The organism is Variovorax sp. Soil_C_17 (assembly GCF_057657265.1).
Window position 1 is genome coordinate 1,078,978 of the sequence record NZ_JBDGIT010000002.1, and the last position, 12,295, is coordinate 1,091,272.

Consider the following 12,295-nt stretch of genomic DNA (forward strand, 5'->3'; position numbering starts at 1 on the left):
TCCAAACGTAACTCCACCGAAGCGCCACCTAGAATGAAGAGATGACTTCCGCTGCCGATCAAGATACTTCCAGACCCAGCAATTTCCTGCGCCACGTCATCGAAAACGACCTCCAACAGGGCAATTACGCGGGCCGCCGCTGGGGCGGCTCCCCCGGCGACGCCGCGCACCACGCGCAGGGCATGCAGGACCCGGCCCGCGTGCGGCTGCGCTTTCCACCGGAGCCCAATGGCTACCTGCACATCGGCCACGCCAAGAGCATCTGGCTCAACTTCGAGCTGGCCCGCGAATACGGCGGCGTGTGCCACCTGCGCTTCGACGACACCAACCCCGAGAAGGAGGAGCAGGAATACGTCGACGCCATCCGCGACGCCGTGAAGTGGCTGGGCTACGACTGCAGCCTGGCCGACGACCCGGCCCGGCCCGGCCAGCCCAGCGAGCACGTCTACTTCGCCAGCAACTACTTCGATTTCATGTACCGCGCGGCCGAGCACCTCATCGGCGCCGGCCTGGCCTACGTCGACGAGCAGACCGCCGAGCAGATCCGCGCCACCCGCGGCGACTTCAACACGCCCGGCACCGACAGCCCCTTCCGCAGCCGCACGCCCGACGAGAACCTCGCGCGCTTTCGCGCCATGCGGGACGGCCAGCTGCCCGACGGCGCCGCCGTGCTGCGCGCGAAGATCGACATGTCCAGCCCCAACATCAACATGCGCGACCCGGCGCTCTACCGCATCCGCCGCGCGACCCACCACAACACCGGCGACACCTGGTGCATCTACCCGATGTACACCTTCGCCCACCCCATCGAAGACGCGCTGGAGCAGATCACCCACAGCATCTGCACGCTCGAGTTCGAGGACCAGCGCCCCTTCTACGACTGGCTGCTGGACCGCCTGGCCGAGGGCGGCCTGATCGCCTCGCCGCATCCGCGCCAGTACGAGTTCGCGCGGCTCAACGTGACCCACGTGATCACCAGCAAGCGCCGCCTGCGCCAGCTGGTCGAGGAGGGCCATGTCGACGGCTGGGACGACCCGCGCATGCCCACGCTGGCCGGCCTGCGCCGGCGCGGCTACACGCCCGAGGCGCTGAAGCTCTTCTGCGAGCGCTCCGGCGTCACCAAGTCGGGCGGCTGGATAGCCTACGCCAGCCTGGAAGCCGCCTTGCGCGACACGCTGGACCCGGTGGCCCCGCGCGCGATGGCCGTGCTCGACCCGGTCCGGCTGGTGATCACGAACTGGGACGCGCTGATGGGCGCCGGCTTCCTCGACGAATGCACGGCGCCCGTGCATCCGCACCACCCGGAAATGGGCAAGCGCAGCTTCAAGCTGGGCCGCGAGGTCTGGATCGAGCGCACCGACTACGAGGACGTGCAGCCCAAGGGCTTCTTCCGCCTGTTCCCGGGCAACAAGGTGCGCCTCAAGTACGGCCATGTCATCGAATGCACGGGCGGCACGCGCGACGCGGACGGCAAGCTCACCGAGGTGCAGGCCAAGCTGGTGCCCGACACCAAGAGCGGCACGCCGGGGGCGGACGCGATCAAGGTCAAGGGCAACATCACCTGGGTGGCGGCGGCCGATGCCGTGCCGGTGGAGGTCAGGCTCTACGAGCGCCTGTTCGCGGCGGCGCAGCCCGGTGCCGGCGAAGTGCAGGACGAGCTGAACCCGAGCAGCCTGGTGGTGGCGCAGGCCTATGCGGAGCCGGCACTGGCCCAGGCCACGACCGGCCAGGCCTTCCAGTTCGAGCGGCACGGCTACTTCGTGCCGGACAGCCGCCAGGCTGCAGGCGCCGGATTGGTGTTCAACCGCGCGGCCGGAATGAAGGACAGCTGGGGCAAGTGATGGAGCTGCGGCGGCTACAACGGCCGCGTCAGATACACCCCTTCCCGCCCCACGATCGGCACCCTCGCCGGCATCAGCACCGTGCAGTCCTCGCACGGCGCACGGATCTCCTCGTCGCCATCGACCGCGATCAGCTCGTCCCTGGCGAACACCTCGAAGCCGAGCAGCGGCCGCACGAAGCGGAAATCGGGCGTCTTGACCATGTGCGTCTCCAGCAGCTCGAAGCGCCGCTGCGGCCCCGGCACCGGCGCATCGGCTTCGCGCTCGACCAGGCCGAAATGAGCCAGGAAGTCGAAAGTCACCGCCACCGCCGTATCCGCCGTCGCCTGCAAGAAATGCTGCCCGCACTCGGCCACCAGCGCCGCGCCGGCCGGCCCTTCGTCTTCGCCGTGGCGGCCGTGCTGGATCAGGGGTGTGCCCGAGCCCAGGCCCTTGGGCATCACCAGGTGCACCGACGGGCGCCCGATTGCCAGGGCCACCGCCGCGTTGCGCGCGAAGGCCGGGTAGACCCAGAAGGGCACCACGTCCTGGCTGGTGGAGTGCAAATCGAGGATGTGGTCGGCCGCGGCCACCACCGGCCGCAGTTCGCGGGCACGCCGCAGCTCGGGGCTGTCCTCGGGCCCCTCCAGCCACTCGTCGGACCAGATGCGGTTGAGGTTGTGCACCAGCTGCCGGTTCTCGAAGGGCTTCTCCGCGTCGAAGGCGTTGTAGGCCTCCACATGGGCGAAGCTCACGGTGAGCGTGCCGATCCTCGGGCGCACGCCCTCGTCGAGCAGGCGCGTCGCGGCCACCATGCCGCAGATCTCGTTGCCATGGGTCAACGCATTGATCAGCACGTGCGGGCCCGGCTTGCCGGATTCGAAGCGGTGGACGTAGTCGACGCCGGTGTTGCCCTGGCGGTAAGCCGAGAGATCGCCCTGGACGACTTCGAGGCGCGGGGAGGTCGGGGGCATGGCAAAGTGACGCTGCGGCCGGTGGATGCGAGGCCTTTAGTTTGCTACAGCTGCGCCGGCGGGGACCTCCCATTTGCCTCGTAGACTCGCGACCCACAAACAAAGTTATTTCGAGCCCCCTTTCGAGCCCCCTCCCCTCATGCCCCTGACTGCCGACATGCGACGGTCGATCGACCAGATTCGCGACTATCTCTTTGGTGGCGGCTACCCGGATCCCGTCGGCAACACCGAACAGCTCTGCTTCCTGTTCTTCTTCTATCTGGTCCAGGGCATCGACGCCGAAGCCGGCGCGCGCGCCCGGGCACTCGACGTCCCGTTCCGCAGCCTGTTCGACGGCGAATGGGAGCTGCGCAACCCGGCCAATGCGCAGGCGCCGGCCGTGCGCGAAGGCGTGCTGCCGATGACCGTGCTGCACACCGGCCAGCCTTGCATTCCACGCAACCGCTTCCGTTGGTCGTGGTGGTCCGAGGCGCTTTCGGGCGAGGTGCTGGTGCGCTTCGTGCGCGACGAGGTCTTCCCGTTCTTCGCCGAGATCGGCGAGGCCTCGGCCCACGATTTCATGCGCGGCGCGCGCCTGGGCATCGACGAGCCGACGGTGCTGACGCAGGTGGTCCGCCTGGTCGGCGACCTGCGCCTGGACCAGGCCGATGCCGACACCAAAGGCGACCTGTTCGAGCACGTGCTGCGCCAGATGAAGCAGGCCGGCGAGCTGGGCCAGTTCCGCACGCCGCGCCACGTGATCCGCGCCATCGTCGAGATGATCGACCCGCAGGTGGGCGAGACCGTCTACGACCCGGCCGCCGGCACCGCGGGCTTCCTGGTGGCGGCCTACAACCACATGCGGCTCGCGCACTCCTCGCCGGAAAGCATCGTGGAAGCCGAGCTCGAGGGCAAGACGCACCGCCGCGGGCTGGGCGACCAGCTCACGCAAGCGCAGCTCGCCACCCTGCAGCGCGGCAGCTTCTTCGGCAACGACGTCGATCCGAAGATGGTGCGGCTGGCCACCATGAACCTCACGCTGCGCGGCCTGGGCCACGTGCGCATCCTGCAGCGCAACGTGCTCACGACCCACCTCGACGAAAAGGTCAAGAAGCGGCTGGGCCTGCCCGCCGAAGGCTTCCACGTCGTGCTCGCGAATCCGCCCTTCTCCGGCCGCATCGACAAGGATCGCATCGTCGACGCGCTGAGGCTCGGCAGCACCAGTGCCACCGAGCTGCTGTTCCTGAAGTACATGCTCGACAGCCTGCGTCCGGACGGCCGGGCCGCCGTGGTGGTGCCCGAGGGCGTGCTTTTCGGCGCCACGCTGGCGCACCGCGAGTTGCGCAGCCAGCTGATCAACCAGCATCGCGTCGAGGCCGTGATGAGCCTGCCCGGGGGCGTGTTCCAGCCCTACTCGGGCGTGAAGACCTCGGTGCTTTTCTTCCGCCGCGGCGGCCGCACGCAGCGTGTGCAGTTCCTGCACGTGGAGGACGACGGCTACCGGCTCGACGCCAACCACGACACGCCCATCGAGTCCGACGACCTGCCCGCGCTGGCCCAGGCCTTCATCGGCCGCGAGGCGGCCTGGGCCCGCTGGCAGGCGCGCGACCCCGAGGCCGAGTGGCGCGAGAAATGGTGGTTCGCCGACGCCGAGGCGCTGCGCGCAAACGACTTCAGCCTCTCGGCCAGCCGCTACCGGCCGATGAGTGCCTCCCAGATACAGCACCAGGATCCGCGCGAACTCCTGGACGAGCTGGCCGCGATCGAGTCCGAGATCGGGAAGGAAATTGAGACGCTGCGCGCACTGTTTGCGGAGTTTGACCGATGAGTGATGTCCTGCCCCCCGATGACGCGGTCGCCGCAAGCGAAGGCGAAGTTGCTCCCGTGAGCACCGCGCAGCTGCCCGTGGATGTTCGCATCGTAGAGCGCATGCTGGAGCGTTTTCCGGTGGCCCCGCCGGCGCGCATGGCCACGCTGGGCGAAGTCTGCGAGATCAATCCCAGGCTGCCGAAGGACCACGGCCTGCGGGACGACAGCGAGGTGGCCTTCGTGCCGATGGCCGCGGTGAACGAGATCAGCGCCGACATCGCCCGGCGCCTGACGCGGCCCTTCGGCGAGGTAAGAAGGGGCTACACCCCCTTCGCCGAGGGCGACGTACTGTTCGCGAAGATCTCGCCCTGCATGGAGAACGGCAAGGTGGCCGTCGCGCGCGACCTGGCCGGCGGCCTCGGCTTCGGCTCCACCGAGTTCCACGTACTGCGCGCCCGCGAGGCCGTGCTGCCCGAGTGGGTCTACTACTTCCTGCGCCAGAAGCGCTTCCGCAACGCGGCGCGGCGCAGCCTCACCGGCACCGCCGGCCAGCAGCGCGTGCCGGCCGCGCACATGGCCGGCGCTGCCATTCCGGTGCCCGAGCTGGACCATCAGCACCGCGTGGTCGAGATCCTCGCCTGTTCCGACAGCCTGGTGCGCCTGCTGCGCCGGGCGCGTGCGCTCACCGAAAAGGTGGCACCGGCAACGCTGGCCGAGATGTTCGGCGACCCCGAGAGCAATCCGATGGGCTGGCCGGTGGTGAAGCTGGGCGAGCTGCTCGAGGGCATCGACAGCGGCAAGAGCCCCCGCTGCCACGATCGGCCGAAGACCGAAAACGAATGGGGCGTGCTGCGGCTGAGCGCGCTGAAGAATGCGCTCTACGACGAGTCCGACCACAAGACCCTGCCCCAGACCGAAGTGCCGGACACGCGCAGCGAGGTGCGGGCCGGCGACCTGCTGATCAGCCGCAAGAACACGATGGAACTGGTCGGCACGCCGGCCTATGTGTGGGAGACCCGCGGCCGCATCTTGCTGCCCGACCTGATCTTCCGGCTGCGCCTGCGCCCGGACTCGGGCGTGCATCCGCTCTACCTTTGGGCGATGCTGCGCGCGCCGCGCGTGCGAAGGGGCTTGCAGCTGCTGGCCAGCGGGACCGCCGCCTCCATGCCCAACATTTCCAAGGAGCGGCTGCGCACGCTGCGGGTGATGGTGCCGCCGGCGGAGCTTCAGGAGTCCTTTGCGCAACGGGTGGCCGGGCTGCATGTGGTCGCGCAGCAGCAGGACGCCGCGCTGATCCGCTCGAAAGCCGCCTTCGAGGCGCTGCTGGCGCGAGCTTTCGAATCGTAGCCGCGCCCCACTCGGTCTAGAGAAGCCGGGTGTAGGCCACGATTTCAGGCGCGCCGGCCAGGAGCGGGCCCGCCGCGGCGATCGCCGCACCGACATGCAGGCTTTGCATGTGCGCCTCGGCATCGGCCTTGTCCTTCCACTGCTCGACGGTCTGGAAGATGTGCGGCGCCCCGGTCTGCTGGAACAGCTCGTAGCCCATGCAGCCGGCGTGTTGCCGCGACTTGGACGCCAGGTCGACGAGGATGCCCTTTGCAAGATCGGCAACCTCCGGTTTGACGATGATGCGTGCGAGGACGTAGTGCATGGGAGGCTCCGCCTGGAATTGTTCTTAGGCGCATCTTGACCCGGCGCCGCGGCCACGTGGCCCGGAGTTTCCCGGTGCGATCGCCTCAGATGCGGCTCGGGTTCAGAGGCACGAGTGCATAACGCGTGCCACGCCCCTGTCCGCTTCGCTCCAGCAGGCCGGCTCCGGCAAGCTGCGTGAGCTCCCGATAGGCAGTCGCACGCGACACGCCGGTGATCGCCGTGTATTTCTCGGTGCTCATGCCGCCGGCAAATCGAGACAGGCCCGCTCGACGCCCCGCGAACTGATCTGGAGCAACTCGCCCTCGATCTGCGCTGTGGCCACGGCCTCCAACCAATTGCGCTTCACGTTTGAAGCGCAATTCCACGATTTTCGCTTCACGGAGTTCACTCCCGCCTAGCCAGCGGCGTCCGGCGGCGCCTCCTCGCGACCGGATGCGCGCTTCTTCCCTCGCCCTCGCGCCTCCTTCTTCGCCTGCCGCTGCGCATCCAGCAACTGCCCCGCTGCGAGCCATTGCCCGAACTCCTGCGGCGTCTCCAGCGTGATGCGCCCCAGGCTGCCGCTGCGGAATTCGTTCATCACGATCTCGGCCGCCTTCTGCAGGTTCACGCGGCCCTTGCCCAGCAGGGCGCCGCGCTGGCGGCCGATGGCCTCGAGCATCTCCTCGTCGCCGAGGCCGGCGACCGCATCGAGCTTGAAGCGGGCCTCGAGCAGCGCCGCGTAGTGCCGCTTCAGATATCCCAGCAGTTCCAGCGCCACCAGCTCTTCGTCGAAGGCATTGCGGCCGATGGCGCCGCTGGCTGCCAGGTTGTAGCCGCTCTGCGCCACGATGATGCGCGGCCACAGCATGCCGGGCGTGTCCCAGAGGTAGAAGCCGTCGGCCAGCACGATGCGCTGCTCCAGCTTGGTGACGCCGGCCTCGTCGCCGGTCTTGGCCTTTCGGGTGCCGACCAGCGTGTTGATCAGCGTGGACTTGCCGACGTTGGGAATGCCGCAGATCAGCACCCGCATCGGCTTGGCCATGCTGCCGCGCTGAGGCGCCAGCTGGCGGCAAGCCTCGATCAGCTGGCGTGCCGGCGCTGTCTGGCTGGCATCGAGGCCGATGGCGCGGGTGGCCGGCTGCGCGTTGTAGTGGGCCAGCCAGAGCGCGGTGCGCGCGGGGTCGGCCAGGTCCTGCTTGTTGAGCACCTTGAGGCCCGGCTTGTGGCCGGTCAGCTCGGCCAGCATCGGATTGGCGCTGGAGCCGGGCAGGCGCGCGTCGAGCAGCTCGATGACCACGTCGATCTCGGCAATGCGCTCGGCGATGGCCTTCCGGGTCAGGTGCATGTGGCCGGGGAACCACTGGATGGCCATCGGGGACTTCTTTCTTGCTCGGGGATCGGGGAGAGCCGGCGATTGTCGCCGCTCGCCTGCGCTCAGGTCCGCAGCGCGTCGCGATAGCGCCGGCTGCACGGAATGCGGGTGCCGTCCTGCATCAGCAGGCGCGCATCGCCGCCGTCCAGCGGCTCGATCTCGGCGACGCGGTCCAGGTTGGCCGCATAGCTGCGATGCACGCGGGCATAGCGCGCCGGGTCGAGCTGCGCGAGGAAGTCGGTCAGGGTGGCGCGCAGCAGGTAGTCGTGGCCCTTGACCCGCAGGCCGACGTAGTTGCCCTGGGCCTGCAGCCAGTCGATGTCGCTGGCGGCAATCAGGAATTCGCGCCGCAGCTTGCGCACCAGGAAGCGCTCGGGCCGCGCCGGCGGCGGCTGCTCCGGCGGCGGCGGCGCCGCGCCGGCGGGCTCCTCCGGCGGATCGAGCACGCGCGCCTCGCCCTGCAGCCGCAGCATGAAGAGGCGGTAGCTCAGGATCGCGATCACGAACATGGCGTAGACGCGCACGTCCTTCAGGTATTCGTACACCCACTGCTCGGCCCCGCCGAACTCGTAGCGCCCCCCGGCCCAGGCATAGACGGCCTTGCGCAACGCCACCATGCCCGCCACGTGGAGCAGGCTGAAAACGACGCTGGCCGCCAGGTGCCACGGCAGGTTGCGGGCAAAGCCGGCGAAGCCGAGCGGAAAGCGGCGCTCGAAGGCGACGACGGCCGGCACCAGCGCGAGCAGCACCAGGTGGCTGGACAGCTCCCAGGTCACCGGTTGCCAGGTCGGCAGCGCCCGCCCGGCGCGATCGGCGTCGATCACCGCGACCACGCAGTTGAAGGCGGCTTGCAGCGCCATCAACAGCACCCAGAAGGCCACCTCGGCGCGCCGGCGGTAGGGCTGGTAGCGCTCGAACAGGTTCTTCGGGGTCTGGCCGGGGGTCTCGGGCATGGCGGCATTCTCCCGAATCCGGGCCCGGATTCGTCCCCGCGGGCCGCCGTTCGTCCCAGGAGCCCGGCGGATCGTCACTTGGGCGGCCCTCGAAGGGCAGGCCGCGCCCAGCATGGCTGCCTTCGAACACCTGGAGCCATCATGACCCCCGAATCCCGACGCCACGACATCGACGCACTGCGCGCGCTGGCCTTCGGCCTGCTGATCCTCTACCACGTGGGCATGTACTACGTGGCCGCCTGGCCCTGGCACCTCAAGAGCCCGCATGCGGCGGCCTGGCTGCAGGCGCCCATGCAGGTGGTGAACATCTGGCGCATGGACCTGGTGTTCCTGGTCTCGGGCGTGGCGCTGGGATTCCTGTTCCGCGGCCGGAACCCGCTGGCGCTGATCCGGCAGCGCGCCCTGCGCCTGATGCTGCCGCTGGTCTTCGGCATGACGGTGGTGGTGCCCTACCAGGCCTATGCCGAGGCGCTGGCCCGCGGCCTGGTGGCGCCGGGCTTCGTCGACTTCATGCTGCGCTACCTGACGATGGGCCCCTGGCCCCAGGGTGCCTTCGCCGGCTCGGACTTCGGCATGACCTGGAACCACCTGTGGTACCTGCCCTACCTCTTCGCCTACACCGCGCTGGTGGCGCTGCTGCAGCCTTTGCTGGCCTCGGCCGCGGGGCAGCGGCTGCGCGCCGCCTTCACCGGCCTGCGGCGCTGGCGGCTGCTGGTGCTGCCCGCCCTGCCGCTGCTGCTCTACGCGCTGACGCTGGCGCCGCGCTTCCCGGCCACCCACGACCTGCTCCACGACGGCTACCTGCACCCGCTCTATTTCACGGTCTTCCTCTACGGCTACTGGATGGGCCTCGATGCCGGGCTGTGGCGCGAGCTGGAGCGCCTGCGCGGCTGGGCGCTGGCGCTGGCGGTCGGCTTCGTGGCCGCCTACCTGGCGCTGCGCGCGGGCGGCGCCGAGGCCTGGCTGCTGCGCGGCCTGCGCGCCTTCTACCTGTGGACGGCGATCGCCGCCATCCTGGGCTTCGCCCGCCGCTACCTGGACCGCCCCTGGCCCTGGCTGCACTGGGCCAACGAGTCGGTCTATCCCTGGTACATGCTGCACCAGACCCTGATCGTGGCCGGCGCCGTGCTGCTCGCGCGCTGGCGGCTGGGGCCGGTGCTGGAGCCGGTGCTGCTGGTCGCCTTCACGGTGGGTGGCTGCTGGGTCCTGACGGACGGACTGATCCGGCGCGTCGGCTGGCTGCGCCCCCTGTTCGGCCTCAAGCCGCGAAGCGCGCGCGCAGCCGAAGATCCGCGGCGATTTCGAGACCTTGCAGCGCGTTGAAGAGTGACAAGCCCCATAGCGCGTGTCCCTGCCCTGACGATTCAGCGGCTGCCGTAGTCGATGGGCCGGCTGTATGCGGGATCGCGGTGCCAGTCCCAGTAGGTGGCGAGCAGCCGCTGCGTGACCGGCCCCGGCCGGCCGGTGCCGAGCACCTGGTCGTCCACCCGCGTCACCGGCAGCACGCCGCCGCCCGAGCTGGTGAGAAAGGCCTCGTCGGCGCCGCGCAGTTCCTCGGCCGGCAGCGCGCGCAGTTCGACCCGCAGGCCCAGCGAGCGGGCGATCTCGATCACGGTGCGGCGCGAGATGCCCTCGAGCACGCCCTCCTGCGGCGTCACGAGCCCGCCGTTGCTGACGCAGAAGATGTTGAAGCCGGGCCCTTCGACCACGTGGCCCGCGGCATCGCTCAGCACCACCGTGTCGGCGCCGGCATCGAGGGCGCCGAGCAGGCCCATCGTGAGGTCGTTCCAGTGGTAGTTCTTGGCCTTCGGGTCGACCGAGCTCGCGGGAATGCGCTGCACCGCGCTCACCTTCAGGTGCAGGCCGCGCTCGCGCTGCGCCTCGTTGGCGATCCAGACGAAGGGCACGGCGAAGGCGTAGAAGCGGTTCACCGCCTGCCGCGGGTCGCGCGAGCCCCAAGGCGGCTGGCCGCGCGTGACGATCATCTCGACGTAGGAATGGCGCAGGCCGCTGCGCCGCACGCATTCGGCCAGCACCTCGGCGATCTGCGCCGGCGCAAGGCCGGGGTCGAGACGGAAGCGCTCGCAGCTGCGCATGAAGCGCTCCAGGTGCGCATCGAGCCGGAAGAAGGCGCCCTCCCACACCGTGACCACGTCGTAGGTGGCGTCGGAGCGCAGGAAGCCCCAGTCGGTGATCGGGATCGCGGCCTCGGCGATCGGAACGTAGGCGCCGCGCACGTAGGCGACGCCGTCGGCCAGTGGGTTGGGATCGGCAGGCACGTCTTGAAGCTCCTTCGGTTTCATGCGCGCTTCGCCGGCTTGCGGGCCGAAGGCGCGGGCAGCGCGGGCTTGCGCAGCGCGCGCGGCGTCTGCGCCGGGATGAGCGGCGGCCGCTGCCCGGTGTGCATCCAGGCATCGTAGAAGTCGATCTTCTTCTCGACCAGCGTCAGTGCGCGTTTCCACTCGGCGATGGTCGCGTTCACGCGCTCCCGGTGGGCGGCGAGCAGGTCGCGGCGCTGGCGCAGGCTGCGGCTGCCCTGCATCGCCAGCGCCGTGTATTCGCGCATCTCGGCGATCGACATGCCGGTCGCGCGCAGGCGCTCCATCAGGTCGAGCCAGCCCACATGCAGCTCGCCGTACACGCGCCGGCCGCCCTCGTCGCGCGCCACGCCGGGCACCAGGCCCTGGGCCTCGTACCAGCGGATGGCATGCACGCTGCGGCCGGTGCGCGCGGCCAGCTCGCCGATGCGCAGGCTGGGACTAGGCGGCACGCGCAGGCGCCTCCAGCACGGCGTCGACCAGGGCGGTGTCGAGGTACTCCGTCAGCGACACGACCTTGCCGCCGGCCAGGCGGTAGATGAAGCAGTACTCGTTGTCATAGCGCTGCCCGGACTTCGTGCTCACCTCGCCCCGGCACTGCACGACGACCCGATCGTCCTCGGCGATGAAGGACTCGGCCGTGTTGCGGTAGGGGCCCTCGAACTGGGCGTACAGCGGCGTGAGCAGCCGGTCCTGCACCGTCTGCCGGCCCTCGTAGGTGCCCGACCAGGCGGTGCGTCCCTTCATGATCCAGCGGAAGTCCTCCGCCAGGCTCTCGACGAAAGGCCTGCCGTTGCCCCGGGCGAGCTCGGCGTGGATGTGCTGGACGATCTGCTTGTTGGTGTTGGTGGTGGCGATGGCGTTCATGGCATGGTTCCTTTGCATGGACCGGACGACCCGGTTCATTCATTGGAAATGCTGGAGCGCACTCTAGGTCAAGCGCGCCGCGAACTCAACGCCGCGTGGCTCAGTTGCTGCGGCTCAGGCGCTCGCAATAGTCGAGCAGCAGCTCGATCTCGGCCGACTTGTCGAAAAAGGCATCCGCGCCGAGCGCCTTGGAGCGGGCGCGCATGTCGGGCGTGGCGTAATTGCTCAGCACCACCACCTTCTGGTGAGCGGCCCGCCGGCGCACGGCATCGAGCACGCCGAGTCCATTCCCTTCCTCGAGGAACAGATCGACGATCGCCATGTCCCAGCCGTCGCGATGATGGGCCAGCCAATCCACGGCTTCGCGCTCGCCGGCCGCATGCGCCACGACGGTGGCGTCCGCGACGTCTTCCAGGAAGCCCACCAGGTTCTCCCGGATCACGGGATTGTCTTCAACCAGGTAGGTCTTGAAAGTCATGGCAAAAGGAGAAACGAAGGGTTGGTCGAATGCTTTTTCTGGCTTGATGTCATGATGATCCGCAGCCGGCCGCGGCCGGTGGGTCATCGGGGG

The 12,295-nt window shown here is 69.3% G+C and carries 13 protein-coding genes; 4 read left to right on the forward strand and 9 right to left on the reverse strand.

Annotated elements, in window-relative coordinates; genetic code table 11:
• The first annotated feature begins 41 nt into the window (after positions 1–41).
• Entirely contained in the window at positions 42–1,841 is a 1,800-nt protein-coding gene (locus tag AC3A6Y_RS13580; RefSeq protein ID WP_487868742.1) for a glutamine--tRNA ligase/YqeY domain fusion protein, read from the forward strand.
• A gap of 14 nt (positions 1,842–1,855) precedes the next feature.
• Here AC3A6Y_RS13580 and AC3A6Y_RS13585 read toward each other — a convergent pair whose 3' ends face one another.
• On the reverse strand, positions 1,856–2,794 hold the full coding sequence (locus AC3A6Y_RS13585; protein WP_487868743.1) for a M14 family metallopeptidase: 939 nt from the start codon (positions 2,792–2,794) through the stop codon (positions 1,856–1,858).
• A 139-nt stretch (positions 2,795–2,933) separates the two neighbouring features.
• Between AC3A6Y_RS13585 and AC3A6Y_RS13590 the strand changes: the two genes are divergently transcribed.
• Positions 2,934–4,601, forward strand: coding sequence for an HsdM family class I SAM-dependent methyltransferase (locus AC3A6Y_RS13590; protein ID WP_487868744.1), 1,668 nt, complete (start codon positions 2,934–2,936; stop codon positions 4,599–4,601).
• Entirely contained in the window at positions 4,598–5,929 is a 1,332-nt protein-coding gene (locus tag AC3A6Y_RS13595) for a restriction endonuclease subunit S (protein WP_487868745.1), read from the forward strand. Before AC3A6Y_RS13590 ends, AC3A6Y_RS13595 begins: the two co-directional genes overlap by 4 nt.
• Before the next feature lie 16 nt (positions 5,930–5,945).
• Here the strand turns inward: AC3A6Y_RS13595 and AC3A6Y_RS13600 are convergent, their stop codons facing one another.
• The 4 genes from AC3A6Y_RS13600 to AC3A6Y_RS13615 all read right to left on the reverse strand — a co-directional run bounded on the left by AC3A6Y_RS13600 (position 5,946) and on the right by AC3A6Y_RS13615 (position 8,539).
• Complete coding sequence (locus tag AC3A6Y_RS13600) at positions 5,946–6,233, reverse strand: putative quinol monooxygenase (protein ID WP_487868746.1); 288 nt, start codon at positions 6,231–6,233, stop codon at positions 5,946–5,948.
• An 85-nt stretch (positions 6,234–6,318) separates the two neighbouring features.
• Positions 6,319–6,474, reverse strand: coding sequence for a hypothetical protein (locus AC3A6Y_RS13605; protein ID WP_487868747.1), 156 nt, complete (start codon positions 6,472–6,474; stop codon positions 6,319–6,321).
• A gap of 155 nt (positions 6,475–6,629) precedes the next feature.
• The gene (gene ylqF, locus AC3A6Y_RS13610; protein WP_487868748.1) at positions 6,630–7,586 is read right to left on the reverse strand and encodes a ribosome biogenesis GTPase YlqF; all 957 of its coding nucleotides are present in this window, start codon (positions 7,584–7,586) and stop codon (positions 6,630–6,632) included.
• Between the two features lie 62 nt (positions 7,587–7,648).
• On the reverse strand, positions 7,649–8,539 hold the full coding sequence (locus tag AC3A6Y_RS13615) for a LytTR family DNA-binding domain-containing protein (protein WP_487868749.1): 891 nt from the start codon (positions 8,537–8,539) through the stop codon (positions 7,649–7,651).
• A 141-nt stretch (positions 8,540–8,680) separates the two neighbouring features.
• On the opposite strand from AC3A6Y_RS13615, the gene AC3A6Y_RS13620 reads away from it, so the two are divergent.
• A complete protein-coding gene (locus AC3A6Y_RS13620; protein WP_487868750.1) occupies positions 8,681–9,862 on the forward strand; it encodes an acyltransferase family protein in 1,182 nt (393 codons plus the stop codon).
• Positions 9,863–9,903: 41 nt separating this feature from the next.
• On the opposite strand, the gene AC3A6Y_RS13625 is transcribed toward AC3A6Y_RS13620, so the two are convergent.
• The 4 genes from AC3A6Y_RS13625 to AC3A6Y_RS13640 form a co-directional block, all read right to left on the reverse strand.
• The gene (locus AC3A6Y_RS13625; RefSeq protein WP_487868751.1) at positions 9,904–10,818 is read right to left on the reverse strand and encodes an aminotransferase class IV; all 915 of its coding nucleotides are present in this window, start codon (positions 10,816–10,818) and stop codon (positions 9,904–9,906) included.
• A 20-nt stretch (positions 10,819–10,838) separates the two neighbouring features.
• Complete coding sequence (locus AC3A6Y_RS13630; RefSeq protein WP_487868752.1) at positions 10,839–11,309, reverse strand: MerR family transcriptional regulator; 471 nt, start codon at positions 11,307–11,309, stop codon at positions 10,839–10,841.
• Positions 11,299–11,724, reverse strand: coding sequence for a nuclear transport factor 2 family protein (locus tag AC3A6Y_RS13635; RefSeq protein ID WP_487868753.1), 426 nt, complete (start codon positions 11,722–11,724; stop codon positions 11,299–11,301). The genes AC3A6Y_RS13630 and AC3A6Y_RS13635 overlap by 11 nt, the downstream gene beginning before the upstream one ends.
• A 100-nt stretch (positions 11,725–11,824) precedes the next feature.
• A complete protein-coding gene (locus tag AC3A6Y_RS13640) occupies positions 11,825–12,202 on the reverse strand; it encodes a response regulator (RefSeq protein ID WP_487844907.1) in 378 nt (125 codons plus the stop codon).
• Positions 12,203–12,295 lie beyond the last annotated feature (93 nt).